This is a genomic window from Arachnia sp. (assembly GCF_057238465.1).
In genome coordinates, this window is record NZ_DBHHFZ010000001.1 from 18,501 (window position 1) to 37,586 (window position 19,086).

The 19,086-nt window shown below is 67.6% G+C and carries 8 protein-coding genes; 7 read left to right on the forward strand and 1 reads right to left on the reverse strand.

Features of this window, described 5'->3' with window-relative positions; translation table 11 throughout:
- Positions 1-90: 90 nt before the first annotated feature.
- The gene (locus ACO6D6_RS00070; protein ID WP_484782271.1) at positions 91-3,687 is read right to left on the reverse strand and encodes an nSTAND1 domain-containing NTPase; all 3,597 of its coding nucleotides are present in this window, start codon (positions 3,685-3,687) and stop codon (positions 91-93) included.
- Positions 3,688-3,968: 281 nt separating this feature from the next.
- Between ACO6D6_RS00070 and ACO6D6_RS00075 the strand changes: the two genes are divergently transcribed.
- The 7 genes from ACO6D6_RS00075 (at position 3,969) to ACO6D6_RS00105 (ending at position 19,046) form a co-directional block, all read left to right on the forward strand.
- Entirely contained in the window at positions 3,969-10,061 is a 6,093-nt protein-coding gene (locus tag ACO6D6_RS00075) for an Ig-like domain-containing protein (RefSeq protein ID WP_484782273.1), read from the forward strand.
- A gap of 35 nt (positions 10,062-10,096) precedes the next feature.
- The gene (locus ACO6D6_RS00080) at positions 10,097-11,068 is read left to right on the forward strand and encodes an AAA family ATPase (protein WP_484782275.1); all 972 of its coding nucleotides are present in this window, start codon (positions 10,097-10,099) and stop codon (positions 11,066-11,068) included.
- 9 nt (positions 11,069-11,077) lie between these two features.
- On the forward strand, positions 11,078-12,298 hold the full coding sequence (locus ACO6D6_RS00085) for a DUF58 domain-containing protein (protein WP_484782276.1): 1,221 nt from the start codon (positions 11,078-11,080) through the stop codon (positions 12,296-12,298).
- Entirely contained in the window at positions 12,295-14,625 is a 2,331-nt protein-coding gene (locus ACO6D6_RS00090; protein WP_484782277.1) for a transglutaminase-like domain-containing protein, read from the forward strand. Before ACO6D6_RS00085 ends, ACO6D6_RS00090 begins: the two co-directional genes overlap by 4 nt.
- 10 nt (positions 14,626-14,635) lie before the next feature.
- Positions 14,636-16,213: an FHA domain-containing protein gene (locus ACO6D6_RS00095; protein WP_484782278.1), complete on the forward strand. Its 1,578-nt coding sequence runs from the start codon at positions 14,636-14,638 to the stop codon at positions 16,211-16,213.
- Between the two features lie 173 nt (positions 16,214-16,386).
- Positions 16,387-17,454, forward strand: a complete 1,068-nt coding sequence (locus ACO6D6_RS00100) for an FHA domain-containing protein (protein ID WP_484782279.1) — start codon at positions 16,387-16,389, stop codon at positions 17,452-17,454.
- Positions 17,454-19,046, forward strand: a complete 1,593-nt coding sequence (locus ACO6D6_RS00105) for a serine/threonine-protein kinase (RefSeq protein ID WP_484782281.1) — start codon at positions 17,454-17,456, stop codon at positions 19,044-19,046. The genes ACO6D6_RS00100 and ACO6D6_RS00105 overlap by 1 nt, the downstream gene beginning before the upstream one ends.
- Positions 19,047-19,086: the final 40 nt, after the last annotated feature.

Genomic DNA, 19,086 nt, shown 5'->3' on the forward strand with positions numbered 1-19,086 from the left:
CATCAACGACGTGCCGTCCCGCGGGTCGTGACCCGGTATTTCCTGCAATCAGTCTTGGACGATGAAGGCTTGTGCCGGTGACCCTCCGGCTCAGGAACAGCCGTTCATGAAGGGAACACCGGGCGCCAGCTGGGCCCATTCCCGGCTGGTCAGGGGATTCCCCAGACGGGAACACAGGTCGGCGGCCGCTGCCGTGGCACTGCCCGGCCAGGCCACGGCCGTGTTGTCGGAGAGAGCCAGCAGCAGTTGGCCGTCGACCAGGTCGGCTCCCGCGATTGAAGCCGAGGGGTGTTTGATGTGCAGACTCAGGGCAGGGGTTTCATCCACCCGCTCCCAGACCCACAGGTCCCCCTCGACGCTGGTTGCCAGCAGATGGTTTCCGTCCTGGCTGAATCTCAACCGCTCCAAGGATGCGTGGGCGTCGGAGACCCGGGCCTTGGTATGCGGCCTGGTCGGGTCGCTCAGATCGATGATCGAGACCCCACCGTTCAACGCACCCACTGCCAGAAGACCCGAGGGGGAGAACTCGAAGGCGCTGGGAACCACCCGGTCGGGCAGCCCCGCCTCCGTCAGAACCTCCGGGCCGGAATCGGTGAGGGCGGCCACGACGTACCCCGTGCCATCGGCGCTCAACGCGGCCATCAGCGTTCCATCGGAGTTGAAGGCCAAACCACCCGGCCAGGCGTGGAGGGTTCCGGTGGGTTCCCAACCCGAGTTCCCGCGCTGATAGATGTCGTAGCCGACCTGGCTCCTGTGCCCGATGGCCAAGCGCCTGCCATCGGGGGAGAGCACCAGGTCCACCACCGCGGTGGTTTCGTCGATGACATGTTCCGTCTCGTATCCGCTGCCGGCCAACCGGAGAAGCACCACCTTCCCGTTGCGCGACTGCGTCGCCAGGGTGCTGCCCGTGGTGTCTTGGGTCACGTGGGGCAGGTAGCCGTCGCCGTCGGGACTGGCGGGCACCGTCAGCTCCGGGGACTCCGGGGTGGTGGTGTCCAGGACACGCGGCCCGGTCCCGGTCGTGATGATGGTTTTCCCGCCCATCCGTCTGATGTCGTGAATCTTGACGCCGTTCGTGCGCAGCAGGGTGGGCAGCGGTGGGCACAGGGCCAGGGTCCCCTCCGTGGTTCCGGTCAGGATGCCGGTGGCACCCCGGGAGATGCTCGTCACGACGCTGCGGAGGGGGCACAGCTCGGTGACCTCACCCGTTCTGTTCGCGACCACGACCTCACCCTGGGAACCACCCAATGCCACTTGGCCGCCCAGATGCCTGACCGCGTGCACTCCCGATTTCATGGGGAACTCGCGGCTGATCCGCAGCGCGGTGCCGGAGACCTCGAAAAGCAGGGCCTTCGAGGCGCTGCTGCCCGCCAGGATCTCCGTACCATCCTCCGAGACGTCCAGGGACATCACCTGACCGGGCACCTGGAAATCCGGCAGGGCGGTTCCCGCCGAGTCGAACAGGGCGAGCCTGTTGCGGGAGGCGCTCGCCACGACGAGATCGGGTGTCGCGGTGAGTGCCGTGACCGCGACATCCTCGCCGGTCAGGAGCGGGGAGCGCACCTCGGGGTGTTCCGGGTTCGCGAGGTCAATGCGCTGCACCTCACCCTGGAGGTTTCCGATCAGGGCGACCGTTGACTGCCAGGCGGCGCTGTAGGAGGTGACCCCCGCTTCCGCCCACTCACCCAGTTTGCGGGCGGAGGTCGTCAGGTCCCAGACCGAGGCAGTCCTCTGGCCCGCGACGATCACGAGGTACCGCCCGTCGCGCAGAACCGGTTGTACCGCGAACAACTGCCCGCCGTCGGTCTCGACGAGCTCGGGTTCCGAGTTCAGGTTTCCGTCGCGCCAGACGGCGAGGTGGCCCTGGCTGTCGCCTCGCAGAATGATGTCGCTTCCCGCAACGGCAGCCACCATGGTGTTTCCCGCGATGCCGTTCACCCGCAGCGAGGCCCTTCCCCCGGCGGATTCGATGACGGTGGAGCGGGTACGGGGATTCTCCTCCAACCGGTGGGCGGCGACGGCCAGCTGCGCGGCCTCGTTCGGGTCGGTGTTGCGGATCTGGTCCGAGATCAGGGCCAACTGCTGGGCCTGTGCGGAGCGGGTCGCGGTGTTGGCCTGGTGGGCCAGGCCCGCGGAATGGATGCCCAGGAAAGCGGCCACGACCGCCAGGACGACGGCGACCGCCGCGATCCCCAGCGCCGTGCGCCGCTGTCTGCGGGTGTGTTTCAGCCGGTTTTCCTGCTCCTCCTCGTGGGCGCGGCCCAGAGCCAGCGAGGCGTCGATGAACTCGTGTTCGTTCCTCGAGAGCACCGGGGCGTCCTCGGCCTTCGCCCAGGCCTGCCACAGCTCCGCCTCAACGGGCATCAGCCCCTCCGGCGCCCGGCCGCCTTCGTCCCAGAGTTTCGTCGCCATGTGGATGCGCCGCCCCACCAGAAGCGTCGCCTCCTCCTGCTCCACCCAGCCGCGCAGCCGGTGCCAGCGGGTCAGGAGGGCCTCGTGGGTGATGGTCAGATGACCCTCGCCGCGGGTCAGGAGACGGGATGCGATGAAGGCCTCCGCCACCGGAATCATCTGCTGCGACAACGAACCGAAGGGGATCGAACGCCGGAGCAGCCGATTCGCGTCCACGACCACCAGCGACAACATCAGGCGCCTGACCAAGGGGCGGTCCTGCGCCGGCAGATCCTGCCAGACGGCCTCGGCCTCGTCGTTCAGCGAGGTCCACAGACCACCCGAGGCCAGGTAGTCGGAGGTGGTGAGGGTCTCTCCCGACGTGGCGTTCCAACAGCGTTTCAAGGTGTTCGACAGCAGCGGCAGCACGATTCCCGGGTCGGGATAACCGTACTGGTGCAGGTCGCGGATCAGCACATGGGTCAGTTCGGTGGAGACCGCACGGCCGTGGTGACGGGCCGGGACCTCGATGATCCGCCGGTACTCGGCGGTGGTGAGGGGACCCACGAGGACGGGGGAGGCCAGGAAGGGAGCGAGACGTTCCTGGCGGAGCACGGTCCCTACCGCGTTCGCGTTCAGGCCGATCACACAGGTCACGTGCCCGGGCAGCCGACACAGGGTGTCCACGAGCTCCTCGGTCTCGGTGGCTCTGAGCTGCTGGATTTCCTCGAACTGGTCGACGACCAGCAGCGTTTCGTCCAGGGGCGTTTTCCAACCCAGCAGGTCACGCACCGTCAACTGGACAGGTGTCAGGTGGGAAAGTGGGCCGTCGGGCGCGGTGCCGCGGCCGATCAGCCCGGCGGCAAGGAGGGAGGACTTGCCCGTCCCGGACGCCCCCACGACCATCACGATCCGGGGAGGCCGGGTCCGGGAGCAGGCCTCCAGGAGCTCCTCCAGGGAACGTTCCCGTCCGACGAAAAGACTGGACTCCGTGGTCGCGTAGGGGCGCAGGCCGACATAGGGGGATTCCGCGACGATGCTGGAGCGGCGCATCCGGTCCAACGCCTCCGCCCAGGCCGTCTCGTTGTGCACCGTGACAAGTTGCAGCGCGCGCAGCAGGGTCATGAACTGCGGCATCAACGACGGGGTCGGCAGATGCCTGCCCTCGAGCCATCCCTGAGCGGTCGAGGCGGGCACCTCGGCTATCGCCGCGGCGCGCCTGATGGACAGCCCGATCCTGCTTCGAGCGGCCGCCATCTGCTGGGTCAGGGCATCGCGGCTGAGTGGTGGGAGCATGTGGACTACCCTAAAGGGTGTCATCTAAAAGGAGGACTGTGTGCACGGATCCCCCTCCGTGAGTGAACTGATGTAGACAATGGACAGAAAAAGCAAACGGGCCTGACTACGGGTTATGCTCGTACGAGCTACTCTCGTACAGGTCCGTACACCCCTTGGCTTGGAGACAGGCCCGGGTGACCCCCTAGTGTTCCAGTCAGTCCAGGCACGTACCGGAAGGACGATTGGGCGGGGGGTGCCTGGACTGAAGGCTTGGCGGGAGAACGTAGGAAGAAGGATGCATGGCCCTGGTCACGCGCAAACGCGTCGAGACCGCGCTGGTTGGTCTTGTCGCGCTCTCCCTCGGGATCCTCGCGTTGATCCACCGGGGGGTTCCGGCAGCCGACGTCGATCTGAACGACGGCGGCGTCTGGGTGACCAACCAGAACAGACGACTGGTGGGGCATCTCAACCACGAATCCCAGACCATAGACGGCGCGCTCCGTCCCCCGGACAGCTCCTTCGGGGTCACCCAGTCCGCCGGCAACGTGCTGGTGCGCAGCTCTGACACCGTGCACCCCGTCGACACGGCCTCCCTCACCTTCCTCGGCGAGGCCGGGGCGGCCGGCGTGCTGACGGCCCATGGCGGCAATGAGGTGCTCTTCGCGGACCAGGGGGAGGGGCGGGTGTGGGCCACCGACACCCGGGGGGCCGCGAGCTTCAGCCTCACCGCGGATCCGCTCCTGAAGGGCTTGGACACACCCAGGATCGCCGTCGGCACCGACGGCGTCGGGTACGTGTTGACCGCCACCGGTCAGCTGTACACCGTCACCGGCGCGGGGGATGATGCGGCGGTCAGGGAACAGGGACGAAAACTGGAGGGAAGGCTCTCGGACTCCGCGCAGCTGACGGTTGTGGGGGACAGGGTCATGGTGCTGGACGGCGAAACCCTGACCGTCGACGGGCACACCTTGACGGACGGCGACTTCGCGGGTGGCGTCCTGCAACAACCGTCGGGGCCCTCCGGCACGGTCGTCGTGGCCACACCGTCGCAGCTTTTGAGGGTGGAGATCGCCTCGGGGAAGGTGACCCGGGAGAGCATCCCGAACGGCAAACCCACCGCTCCGGTGCAGCTGGAGGGCTGCACCCATGCGCTGTGGGCGGAGTCGGGTTACTACGTCCGCGACTGCGGGGGGGACGACTACGAACGGGCCCAGCATCCCGCCCTGGCCGCGGCCAAACAACCGGTCTTCCGCACCAACCGGAAGGTGATCGTCATAAACGACGAGGTCACCGGTGACGTCTTCCTGCCCCTGAAGCAGATGGCCAAGGTGAACAACTGGGAGCAGGTCGAGTCCCAGCTGGTGGACGAGAAACAGGACAAACAGACCGAGGAGACCGACAAGTCCCAGACGAGGGAGTTCTCGGAGGAGCAGCACCCCCCGCAGGCCATTGACGACGAGCTGGGGGCGCGCCCGGGAACCGCCACCGTGCTTCCCGTCCTGAGCAACGACATAGACCTCGATGGCGACGTGCTGACCGCGATAATCCGGGACGTCCCCGCTGGTGTGAAGATCTCCCAGGCCAAGGAGGGCCGCGCGCTCCGCATCGAGGTGCCCGCGGACGCGAAGGAGACGATCACCTTCACGTATCAGGCCTTCGACGGGGTGGATGTCTCGAATGTGGCCACCGTCACGGTCAACATCCGCGCCGAGAACGAGAACTCCGCCCCCCACAAGATTCGCGACAGCCAGGTCAACCTCAGCGAACGGGCCTCCGCGGGGTATTCGGTGCTCGCGGACTGGGTGGATCCGGACGGCGACCCCCTCTATCTCCAGCAGGCCACCGTTGAGGACGACGGCCTGGAGATGACGTGGCGTCCCGACGGGTACGTCTCCGTGAAAGACCTCGGCAAGGGAGGTCCGGGCCGGCGTTCGGTGAACCTGACGGTCTCCGACGGCAGGGACGCGGCCTCCGGTGAGTTGATGGCACAGATATCACCGGGCTCCACGAATTCCCCGCCCGTGGCCAACAACGACCACTACGTCGCCACCGTCGGACACGCCGTCACCCTCGACCCCCGCGGCAATGACACGGATTCCGACTCCGATTCCCTGAAGCTCGTGGAGGTCTCCGCCGCCCCCGAAGGGGTGGAGCTCAAACCCGACTACCAGGCGGGGACGATCCGTTTCACGGCCTCGAAGGCCGGAAACTACACGCTGGTCTACGGGATCACGGACGGCCCCAACAACGCGAAGGGCCGTATCCGTGTCGATGTGATCGACCCGAACTCGTCGGGACTCCAACCGGTGCCCGAGAACGACCTGGGATTGCTGCCCGCGAACGGTTCCCTGACGATCAACGCGCTTGAGAACGACTTCGACCCCGCGGGCGGGGTGCTGGCCATCCAAGGGGTGTCGCAGTCCGGTGCTCCCGGACTGAACATCGAGGTGGTCAAGCACTCGCTGCTCCGGGTCACCGCCCCGGCGGGCATCGATTCACCGCAGAGCTTCACCTACACCGTCAGCAACGGGCATGCCTCGGCGACGGCGAAGGTGCTGGTGATCCCGAAGGAACTCCCCTCAACGGTGCAGTCTCCCGTGGCCGTCCCCGACAACTCGGTGGTGCGGGTCGGGGACCTGGTCACCGTGCCGGTGCTGAGCAACGACTATTCCCCGGCGGATCTGGACATCTCGCTGTCACCGGACCTCGATGTGCGTTCCGATCCGGAACTGGGTGAGTTCTTCATCTCGAACGGCGCGATCCGGTTCCGGGCCGGCAGCGAGGCCGGTACGGCTGAGGCCATCTACACCGTTCGTGATTCGCAGGGCAACCCGGCCTCGACGACGGTGACCGTGAGCATTCGTGCCAGGGACGAACACAACGAACAACCAGCCCCCAAACAGATCGACTCCAGGACCTTCGCAGGCTCCTCGGTGCGGATACCGGTGCCCCTGGACGGGATAGATCCCGACGGGGACTCGGTCACCCTGGGCGGGCTCGGTGGTCAGGTGCCGAAACTCGGGGCCGTTAAGGTCGAGGGAAACCACCTCGTCTACGACGCCTCGAAGGGGGCCTCCGGCACCGAAACCTTCACCTACCGGGTGCTCGACCGGTTCGGTGCCGAGGGGGAGGGTGTGATCCGTGTCGGTGTCGTGCCGCCCCCGGCGGCAAATCAGGCTCCCGTGGCGGTGGCCGACGAGGTCGAGGCGAGGCCGTCGACCAGGTTGGAGATCCCCGCCCTGGCCAACGACATCGACCCCGACGGGGACCAGTTGCAGCTGGTGAAGGGTTCCGCGACCGTCACCGACGACAGCTGGGAGCCGAAGGCGCAGACCAGGGGGCAACGGATCGTCGTGGTCACCCCCGCCCAAGAGGGTACCTACCACCTGTACTACACGATCACGGATGGTGGCGGGGTTTCGGACCGCGGGGTCGTCACGATCCGGGTCGCCTCGGACGTGCCACCCAAGGCGCCCGTCGCCAACGACGACGTGGTCCCCACCTCCGCGATCGCCGGGGTGGACCAGGTCGAGGTTCCCGTGCTGGAGAACGATTCCGACCCGGATGGGGTGGTCTCCGATCTGAAGATCACTGTCGAGTCCCCGGCCACAGTGAAGGGCGGGACGGTGACGGTGCCCGTAGCCGATGACCGGCAGATCGTGCTCTACACCGTCACCGACTCCGACGGATTGTCCTCGCGCGCCGCCATCGTGGTGCCGGGTCGCGAGGCGATTCCCCCAGCGATCAACGCGGGCAGGGGACAGGCGCGCGTCAAGGCGGGGGAGCCGTTGACGATCCGGTTCGCGGACTGGGTGGTCACCAGGCCCGGGCGCACGGCGCGTCTGACCAGTGTCGACTCGGTGGTGGCGGGGCCGGGGGGCAGCCCCGAGGTGGGCAACAACGGTGTCCGGGTGATCGACGATCAGACCGTCGAGTTCACCCCCGCCAAGAATTTCTCGGGGCAGACCACGGTCTCCTTCGAGGTCACCGACGGCGAATCCATGGACGACTCGACCGCGCTCAAGAGCAAACTCAGCCTCAGCGTCATCGTCGAGGGTGACGGGCAGCAGCCCCCGCAGCTGAGACCCACCCAGCTCAAGGTGGCTCCCGACGAGGCGCCCCAGCAGATTTCGCTGAGCAACATGGTCTCGGACCCGAACCCGGGCGACAACGACATCATGGCCTACTCCCTGGTGAGCACCGAAGGCCCGGTGCAGGCCAGCGTCTCCGGGCAGGAACTCAGCGTTTCCGTGCCCAAGGGCACCCCGGTGGGCTCCACGGGTTCCGTGGTCGTCCAGGTCCATGACGGTTCCACCGAGCCGGTCAACATGACCATTCCGGTTACCGTGATCGCATCCACCCGGCCTCCCATGACGATCTCGGAGATCGTCGAACGTGACGGGCGGGTCGGCAACACGGCCTCTTTCGAGCTGACCCGGTGGGTCACCAACCCGTTCGCGGACACGGGTGGGGAGATCACCCTGGTCGGCAGCCCGCAGGTTCGAGGATCGGCCACGGTCACCAGCGAGGGCAACGTCATAAATGTCACCCCCACGGATTCCGGGACCGGGGCCGACAACGTCGATGACGTCCTGGTCACCTTCCGGGTCGCCGACGCCACGAAGGATCCCTCCAGGGAACGCACGGGAGTGATCCGCGTCGTCGTGAAGGACGTTCCCAGGGCGCCCACGGCGGTGACGGCCCAGTACGCGGGGTCACAGACCGCCCGCGTCTCGTGGACCCACAGCGGGTGGCGTGGCGCGACCCCGAAGGGGTTCACCGTGTTCTGGCAGGGGGGCAGCAAGAACTGCGGTCTCCAGACCACCTGCGACATCCCGGGGTTGGCGAACAGCGGCCGCTACACCTTCACCGTCAAGGCGGAGGTGACGGAGGGCGACCTGAACTCCCGCAGCCCGCGCTCCGAGCCGAGCAACGAGATCCTGGTGGATGCGCTGCCATCGAAACCCTCCGCCCCCACCACGGCCTTCGGGGACCAGCAGATCGCCCTTGCCTGGGATCCCGTCGCGGTCCCGGGTGGTGGTTCACCCGTAACGCGGTACACCGTCACGATGTACCCGGGGGGCCAGAGACAGGAGACCACCGCCACCAGTCTCAACTGGACGGGCCTGACGAACGGGCAGGCCTACACCTTCACGGTCACGGCCCACAACCGGTTGACCGACGAGAACAGTCAGCTCACCCCGCCGACCAGTGACGAGTCTCGGCCCGAAACCCCGGCCGGCGCGCCATCGGCCCAAGGGGCTCCCACCGTGACCATGGACAGCAGTTCGAGTTCGGTGAAACCCAGGGCGAACATCAAGTGGTCCCAGCCCGGCAATCCGAACGGGGACTCGAACTTCCGTTACGTGGTGACCGACGCGAACGGGAAGGAGGTGTGCCCGGAGCAGCAGGACACCAGCTGTACCACCCTGATGGATCCCTCCACCGAGACCGTCACCTTCTCGGTGCGTTCCACCAACAAGTCCGGCAAGTGGTCCGCGGCCTCGCCGGCCTCGAACGCCGTGCGCGCCTTCCAGCCGCCGGGGGCGCCGAGTGGGTTCTCCCTTAGGCCGACGGGCAGGGGATCGGAGGTGGAGTTCAGCTTCGGCGCGGCTTCCGGGAACGGGATCAGGGTCGACGAGATCACCTACCGGTGGAGTGCCGGTGGCCACTCCGGCACGGTGAAACCCGGCACGACGGTGGTCAGCAGCCCAGCCTTCCAGTTGGGACAGGCGGTGACCGTGCGGCTGGTGGCCGTGGCGAACGTGCTGGGACAGACCTCGGAGGGGGAGGCGGCGACCGCCTCCGTGACGGCCTACGGGCCTCCCCAGGCGCCCGTGGTGAACAGCGAGGCCGGGGTGGATCACGTGACCCTGCGCTGGCAGGTGCCCGGCTCCAGCAACGGTGCCCGGGTCAAGCAGGTCGAGATCACCAGCACGGTGAAGGCTGACGGCAAGAACCCCAGCACCGAGACGTGGACGACCACCGACCTCTCCGGCTCCGTGGACAAGGGGAACGACCGCAAGCAAAATGTCTGCGTGAGGGCGAGGGCACAAAACGAACACGGCGACTGGAGCGACTATTCCGCCGAGTCCTGCGCCTCAACCTGGGGGGACACCAAGGCGACCCTGTCCAAGGGCGACGCGGTCGAGTGCCGGGCCGGAGGGGGACGAGGATGCAACGCCTTCAAGGTGACGTTGCAGAACTGGAAACCCGGGGAAAGCGTCAAGTGCGAACTGCCCAACCCCATCAATGAGAAAGATGTGGCCAAGGTCAGGGTGGGGCCGGTTGACGCCAGTGGAAACGCGAGCAGGCAGTTCTCGGACTGGGTGTTCCCGGAGAACTACAACGTCCCCTCAGAGGGATTCGACATCACTGCCCGGTGCAGGTGAATGTCCCGACCGAAAACAAAGGTGATTGACCCAAGATGACCATGAATCCGGAACAGGCCGCATTTTTCGCGGACACCTTCGCGCGGCTGACTGACAACGTCGGGCAGGCGCTGCTCGGCAAGGCCCCGGTGATCCGCCTTGCGCTGACCTGCATGCTGGCAGAGGGCCATCTGCTTCTCGAAGACGCGCCAGGCACCGGTAAAACCGCCTTGGCGAGGGCGATCGCCGCTTCGGTTCACGGCAGCCACAACCGGATCCAGTTCACCCCGGACCTGCTGCCCTCCGACATCACGGGCATCACGATGTACGACCAGGCCACCTCGCGCTGGACCTTCCACCACGGGCCCATCTTCAGCTCGATCGTGCTGGCCGACGAGATCAACCGCGCATCGCCGAAAACCCAGTCGGCGTTGCTGGAGGTGATGGAGGAGTCGCAGGTCACGGTGGACGGTCAGCGTTATCCGACGGAGCGTCCGTTCATGGTCATCGCAACCCAGAACCCCGTCGAACAGGCCGGCACCTACCGGCTGCCCGAGGCGCAGCTCGACCGCTTCCTGATGAAGACCTCCGTTGGCTACCCCGACACCGAGGCGGCCATCCAGGTGCTCGCCGGGTCCTCCCAACCCGACCGCTCCAAACGACTCAATCCCGTGCTCGCCCAGCAGGCGGTGGCGGAGATGATCGAGTCCGTCAAGGACAACTACGTCGACAACTCGGTGCTGCACTACGCGCAGCGGCTGGTGGAGGCCACCCGGGAGGATGAGGACACATCGATGGGGGTCTCCACCCGTGGGGCGATCGCCATGGTGCGGGCGGCCCGGGTGTGGGCGGCCGCCCACGGCCGCAACTACGTCCTGCCCGACGATGTGAAGGAGCTGGCTGCGCCGGTGTGGACGCACCGGCTGATCATGTCGCCCGAGGCGGAGTTCGCAGGTGTGCAGCCGATCGACGTGATCGCCCGGGCGCTCGCATCCGTGGAGGCCCCCACGAACCGGATGAACGCCTGAGTGGGACCCGTGCCAGAACCCGCCGCCACCGCAACCGTTTCCCGGAGGCCCGGTCCGACCCGGGTCCTGCGGCGCATCTCGCGTTTCCGTCCCGTAGCTTCCGTCACCGCGCTGGGCTGGGCCCTGCTCATCGGAATCGTGGTGACCGGGATCCCGGGTTGGTGGCTCGGCTGGCTGGAGTTCCGCGCCCTGTCCGTGATGTGCGCTGTGGTGATGGTCGTGGCGGTGCTGTCGGTGCTGGGGAGACGGGAACACGAGGTGCTGTTCGAGTTGCAACGCCCCAGGGTCCAGGTGGGCGACGAGGCCAGGGGGAACGTGCAGGTTCGTTCGGCACCGGGCAGGTCATCCGGTTCGGCCACCCTGGAGTTCCCCGTGAACGGCGAGGTCGCTTCCTTCCGGGTGCCGGCGCTCGGCCCCGGCCAGGTGCACGAGGAACCCTTCTCGATTCCCGCCCGGCGCCGCGGGGTGATCCTGCTGGGGCCGGTGCGATCCGCCATGACGGATCCGCTCGCTGCCGTGAGCCGCAAGAAGGTGCTCTCGGATGTGAGCGAGTTGTTCGTCCATCCGCGCGTGGTGCCGTTGGAGACCCGCGCGATCGGCTTCCTGCGGGACATCGAGGGGATAGCGACGCAGAACCTCTCCTCCTCGGATGTTTCCTTCCATGCGCTGCGGGAATACGTCCAGGGAGACGACCGCCGCTCCGTGCACTGGCGCACGACGGCCCGCACGGGCAAGCTGATGGTCCGGCAGTTCGAGGAGACCATGAGGGCCCATCTGCTGATCCTGCTGTCCACCCTCCCCGGGGACTACGCGTCCCCGGAGGATTTCGAGCTCGCCGTTTCCGTGGCGGGGTCCCTGGGGGTGGCGGCGCTGCGGGAGGAGAAACAGGTCACCCTCTGCACATCGATGGGGGAGGTTCCCTTCCCGAACGCGATGGGCCTGCTGGATCGGCTCTCCGGGGTGGATCTGGACGAGAAGGGTCACGAGTTGCGGGAGCTGGCGGTCAAGCACGGTTCCAAGCCGGGAATGTCCGTGGCGGCCTTCGTCGCGGGCAACCCCAGCCCTGCGGTGCTGCGATCGGCGCAGCTCGCCCTGCCGCCGGGGGTGTTCCCGTTCGCGGTCAGGTGCCTGGGGGGTGAGGAACTGGCCAGACGCAGGGTGGGGGACCTGGTGGTCCTGGACATCCCGCAATTGGACGACCTGCGTCCCGCGGTCGGGAGCCTGGCATGAGACGCGAGGGTGTCTTCTCCCTGCCCCGGGTCGCCGGGGCCTGGTTGCTGTTGCTGCCCGGGGTGGTGGCCTTCCAGCCGGTCTTCGGCGGGACCTCCGGATACCTGCCCGCTCTGGCCGGGATCACGGCGGGGACCCTGGTGCCCCTGCTGGCCGCACGGTTCCGGTGGAGCGCGGCCCTGTGGTTCTCCGCGATCCTCGGGTTCTACCTGCTCCTGGGAGGGCCGCTGGCGCTTCCGGAGACCACGATCAACGGTTTTGTCCCCAGCCTCACCACCCTCGCCCGGTTGATGCAGCTCACCTACCAGGGCTGGTACGACATCCTGACGGTGGCCACCCCCGCGGGGGACCTCTCCGGACCCCAGGCTGCGCCGCTGCTCGGAGGAATCCTGTTCTCCGCCGCGCTGGTGGGGATCGTCAGGTTCACGCGGGCTGTGGTGTGGCCGATGCTGCTGCCGACGCTCTGGCTGGCGCTGGGAATCGCCTTCGGCATCCGGCAGGCGCCGGCAGCCCTGTGGCTGGGGGCGGCGCTCGGGGCCGGTCTGCTCGTCTGGGCCACGGTCCACAGGATCAGCAGGGTGGGGGCGGCGAACGCGGAGTTCCTCGTGCGCCAGCCCCGAGGCCTGTCCCGTCGCACCTGGCAGGGCCTCTCGGCGGTGCTGGTGATCGCCCTCGCGTCCGGGACGGCGCTCGGGGTGAACGTGGTCGCCGGCAACGACGCCCACAGGCAGGTGCTGCGCGACCACGTGGCACCTCCCCTGAACCTCCAGGAATACCCGAGCCCGCTCACCAAGTACCGGCTTTACGAGCTCAACCAGAAGGACGAGGTGCTGTTCCAGGTCTCCGGAATGCCCGCGGGGGGAAGGCTCCGGCTGGCGGTGATGGACGAGTGGAACGGTGTGGTGTTCAACGTCTCCCAGAACATCGGGGAGTATCTGCGGGTGGGGCGGGAACTGCCGTGGCAGCCGGAGGTCGCCACCCAGGTCTCGGAGATCACGGCGCAGGCCTACGACGATGTCTGGGTGCCGAGCTTCGGGGAACCGTCCCGCATCGAGTTCGAGGGGGAACAGGGCACCAGGCAGGCGCGCGGGCTGTACTTCAATCGCAACACCAAACAGACGCTCACCACTACCCGGATCGGTGACGGCAGCATGTTGCGGGTCACCGGTGTCGCGGTCATCCCCCTGACTGAATCCCAGCGGGAGGGGCTCCGGGGCGCCCGCGGCGGTGCGGCGCCTCTGGCGCGGGTGGACCGGGTGCCCGAGGTGCTGGTCAAGAACGCCACGGACTGGACCCAGGGGGCGACCAGCGCTTACGAACAACTGTCGATGATCGAGCAGAAACTCCGGACCGAGGGTTTCTACTCGAACGGATCCGACAACCGCTCCAGGGCGGGGCACACCGCTGAGCGGCTGGCCTACATGTTCAACCAGGAACAGTGGGTCGGTGACGACGAGCAGTACGCTGCATCCATGGCTCTGATGGCCACGCAGTTGGGCATCCCGACCCGGGTCGTGATGGGTTTCCACCCCGCCCCCGATGCCGAGGTGGGCAACGGCTGGCAGGTGCGTGGCACCGAGGCCCACGTGTGGGTCGAGGCTTTCCTGGAGGGCGCCGGCTGGGTCAATTTCGATCCCACACCGGACCGCAACCGGGTGCCGAACTCCGAGGACCCCCAGCCCAAACCGAAACCGAAACCCCGCGTCGATCCGCCGCCGACCCCCCCGGAGCACGTCGAGGACGAGACCGTCGTCGCCGACCAGCAGGAGGTGGACTTCGACGACCAGAAGGAACAGCCCCCGGACTGGATGCAGGTCGCCCTCGTGATCGCCGTCGGCGCCGGCGGGGTCCTGCTCCTGCTGTCCCCGCTGATGGTCATCGCCATCCTCAAGGGACGGCGGGCCGCCAAGCGGCGGAGGAAGGGCGAGATCGCGGACCAGGTGGCCGGTGCCTGGGACGAGGTGGTGGACCGCGCCAGGGACCTGGGTTTCGTCGCGGTCACCAACCACACGCGCAGGGAATCCGCCGACGATCTCCAGGACGGGTATCCGGATCTGCCCATCAGATCCCTGGCGGATCGGGTTGACGCCTCCGTTTTCGGACCCGAGGAGCCCGAGACGGAGGTTCGTGACTCGGTCTGGAAGCAGGGGGGGAAACTCAGGAGTTCACTTTTGGCCACCAAGCCTTGGTACGCTCGGCCAGCCGTCTTCTTCTCCCTCAAATCGCTTCGGCGGGTGGGGGTGGAAACGGAGCGGCGTTCCCGGAAGTCGCAGGCGAGTGACCACGCTGGGAGGAACGAAGGTTCCACCGGAGAACTTAAGAAATGAGGAGAGAATGATGCCTGGCCAGTTCGGCGGCAACAAGGCCACACCTGTCGGCGCCGGCCGCAGGGTGCTCGGGCACCTGCTGTGGATGGCGGGGTTGCTGATTTCCTCCCTGCTCGCGGTCAGCGGGACCTTCCTCGGTTCCGAGGAGATAACCGTGGCCCTGAGCTTGGGGGGGATGGTCCTGGGGGGTGTGGTTCTCGTCTTCAGCATTGCCGCGGCGCTCCTGTGGTCCACGTCATTCGGGGGGAAACTCCTCGGATACCGTTTCGTCGACAGCCGCACCAACCAGCCGAAGGGCTCGGTGATGCTGGCCAGGTTCCTGGTCCAGGTGATCTTCGAGTGCGTCACCCTGATGCTGGGCACGATCTCCTACTACTTCACCTACAGGGACGGCCAGCACTGGCTGGACAGGGTCTTCAACCTGGTGGCCGTCGACAAGGGGAAGGCCCCCCAGGTCGATCCGGTTCACCAGGAACCCACCGCCCGGGCCGTCGCGGCGGGCGGGGCCGCGATGCCGCAGCCCGCGGAAGCGTATGCGGCATCGCCGTTCAGCGCCCCGGCCCCGCGCATGTCCCCCGGATCGGCGTTCGCGCCTCCCGCCTACGGCGGTCCCGCCGCCCGACCCGCGGCTTGCGGGCAGCAGGTGAGGATGCCGCAGCCGGTCGCGGTCGGTGCGGGCACCGGTGGGGCGGAAACCCCGAGGTTCGAGATGCAACAGCCCCCGGGTTTCTCCGCCCCGGAGGGCCATGATCCCGGGGGCCAACCTGCCGGGGCTCCCTTCTACCCGCCCACCGCGGCCCCGGTTCCCCCCGAACCCGTGATGTCCTCACCGGACCGGGTGCCCGCCACCTCGGTGCCTTCCCCGGCCTCCGAGACGGACGCCGGCGGGCCGATACCCGCCCCGGCGCGTGGCATGTCCCCCGAGATGCCGCCGGCCGGCCCGGCTCCGGGGACCAGAGCCGTCCCGACGCGCGCTGCGGAACCGGTTCGTCCCCCGAGCCCTTTCACCCCGCAGCCCTTCCCGTCTCCCTCTCCGTTCCCACCGCCCTCGCCGACGAGCCCCTCGCAGGCCTCGGTGTTCCAACCTCCGGCCGGTTCCTGGGTGGCGAACTCGGCCTCTCCGGTGTTTCCTCCCGTCTCGCCCGCCCGCGCCACGACGAGCAGCCCGGCCGAACCGCCGGCGGCCGAACCGGTCCCGGCGATCCGCGCCGCGAGGACCCCATCCCTGGTGCAGGACAGGACAATTGCGGACGAGAAACTGGAGCTGAGTCCCGAGGTGGTCCTGGACGATGGCCTGCGGATCAAGGTCGACGGGTCACTGGTGCTGGGACGCAACCCACTCGCTCCCGACGCCTACCCCGATGCGCGTTTGGTGCGGGTCACCGACGAGAGCATGAGGCTGTCCAAGACCCACATGGTGCTGCGACCCGTCGATGGTCACGTCCAGGTGATCGACGTCGGGGCGACCAACGGCGTCTACATCGAGGTCGACCGGGAACGCACCCGGATCCCGACCCACGAACCCTGGCAGCTCTCGACGGGTGACCTGGTGCATTTCGGGGGGCGCACGCTGAGGCTGGTGCCGTGACGGGACCCCGGATGACGATGTGATTCACAGCCACGACTCATCCGGGGCAGACCCCGCGGGGCGGCGGCACGTGAGATTGGCGAAGTGGATGACGTCGTGTCGCTTGACGAGGGGGAGGGGGAAACAGTCTCATGGATTCACGAGGACACCATTCCTGATCCGGAGGGCAATTGATGGCGTTCGATGGCGTGCTTCGATGGAGCGAAGGGCGGTGGATCGCTGTCGCCTGGCAGAGTGGGTTCGCGTTGCTCTCCCCCAGCGTGGGGTTGCCCGTCGCGGAGTTGTTGTTCTCCAGATTACGGGAGAAATCAGAACTTGAGGTTTTCATCAGGACCCTTTTGGGGAACACCGGGACGGGGCAGTTGGAACCGCCGTCGTTCGCCGTCGCCATCGCGGACGGCGAACGATGGCATCTGGTGGTGCGTGGCACCCTGACCGTGGAGATCGTGAGCTCGGACGGAAACGAACCGCTCCGCGGTGAGGGGGCCGCGACCTGGGTTGAGCGGGTCGTCTCCGGGGTGACGGCGCTTCGCATGGGGCGGGTCGCGGAGCCGTCGAGCCCCCTGGTGGGGGGCGTCGTCCTGGCCGACGGCGTGGGATTCGGGGAATTGCCCCGGGACCACCGGGTCGTCGAGGAGCCGGGGGAACCGGCCATTCCGGAGAAGGGACCGGCGTGCCAGGAGGACACGCCCGCGCCCAAACACGGCCCCGTAGCCCCCAGCGACGAGGAGTTGCTGATGGGTGACACCCTCTCCGACGCATCGGAGGACAACAGGCCCCGCCGCCCCGAGACGACCGAGGTGATTGCCCGGTTCTGCACGGCGGGGCATCCGAACCCGCAGGAGAGGTCCCGCTGTTTCGTGTGCGGCGATCCGGTGACGGGGGAACCGCGCAGCACCGAGCGACCCCGGCTCGGTTGGCTGAAGGTGCCGCATATCGAACCCATCCCGCTGCTCGAGTCCATGATCATCGGACGGCATCCCAGCGCGGACGCACTCTGCCTGCCGGAACCCCCGAAATTGTTGGCCCTGCAGTACCGGCACGTTTCCGGTAATCACCTGGCGATCCTGCTGGACGGGTGGCGTGTCCTGGCGCTGGACCTGGCCAGCCGGAACGGCACCTGTGTGCGACGCAGAGCGAAACCACCCGTGCGCTTGCCCCAAAGGCCCATTACCCTGCTGCCTGGAGACGTGATCGACCTGGGTCACGACCTGCTTCTACATCTTGATCGGATTCCTTGATGGCACAGCGAACAACTCCTCCCGAAATACCGGGATTCACCTTCATCGAGTGGCTCGGTGGCGGTGGTTTCGCTGACGTCTTCCGCTACCGTGATTCGCTGGGCCGCGGGGTGGCCGTGAAGGTGCTGCACCAGACCGTCAACGAGGCCACGTTCAACGCGTTCGCCGCGGAGGCTGTGCTGATGGCCCGGTTGTCGGGGCATCCGAACATCGTCACCATCCACAGCTCGGGCCTGTCCGCCGACGGCCGGCCCTTCCTGGTGATGGAGGAGTGTTCCACGGCCCACCTGGGGATCCGGGTGGCGAACCGGGTCCTGGCGACGACCCTGGCGATGGAGTACACGGTTCAGCTGGCGGGCGCAGTGGAGACCGTGCACCGGCAGGACATCCTCCATCGCGACATCAAACCCGCGAACATTCTCTTCACCGGTTTCCAGCGTCCGGCCCTGACCGATTTCGGGATCTCGGCCTCCCACGACTTCTCCGCGGCGGCCAACGCACTGAGCCCGCTCTGGGCCCCCTCCGAGATGCATCCCGACTCACCGTTGGATGCGGGTCCCTGGAGCGATGTGTTCTCGTTGGCGGCCACCACGTGGGCGATGCTGGTGGGGCGCAGCCCGCTCGCGGTGCCGGGTGGCGACAACGAACGTCACGCCCTGCGTGAAAGGGCCCGCTCCTTCGTGGCCCCCCGGACGGGCCGCCTCGACGTGCCCGAGATGCTGGAGCAGGTGCTGGGAACCGCGATGGCCGCGCACCCGGCGCGGCGCTACAGCTCGGCGCTGGAATTCGCGCGCGCAATCCAGGCCGTCCAGGCCTCCATGGGGGTGCCCGTGACTCCGGTGGACGTCCTGACCGAATCCGAGGACCACACCGCCTACGGCACCGAGCACCGGGAACCGGGAAGCATTGATTCCGGGTGGCTGCTCGGGGATTCCGGGTCGATGCTGACCGCTGGCTACACGATGGGGATGTCTTCGCTGACGGGCGGCTACACCTTCCACGACACGATGAACCCCGCGTTCGACCCCACCCCTCCGGGGATGTCGACGGGGGCCCCGGGGCCGGGGGTGCTGCTGCGCGGGCACGGTTTCGCCCAGGCGGGGCTCCGGCACGTCGAGGGGCTTCCCGTGCCCGAGCCGAAGAACCCGGAGGTGAACAAATCCGACGAGGCCGAGAAGGCGCGCAGGAAGAAGAGGAAGCGCAAGCAGTTCACCTTGTTGCTGACGGGGATCATGGTGATCGCCACCGCGGTTACCTTCGGGGTGCTGTGGTTCAACGGTTTGCTCGGTTTCGGGGCCCAGGAAGCCCAAGGGGGCAATGACCGGGGCACCAGGACGGTTCCGGCCGTGGTCGACGCGTCCGGCAAGGTGACCGGCCAGGAGGTCAAGTTCACCTGGACCAACCCGGAACCACAGCCCGCTGACTCCTACCTGGTGGAGGTGGTGGGTGCCCCGGAGTCCGAATCCCGCCGCAGCGTCGAGGAGCCCAGCATCATTCTTCCTCTGAAGGGGGAACAGACCTGCATCAAGATCGTGCTGCGGCGTGCCAAGGGGCAGGTTTCGGAACCGGTGCAGACCTGCGTGCGTTCCTGACCTCCGGGTGGTGCCACCCCGCCCGGCCGGGGAATCCGGG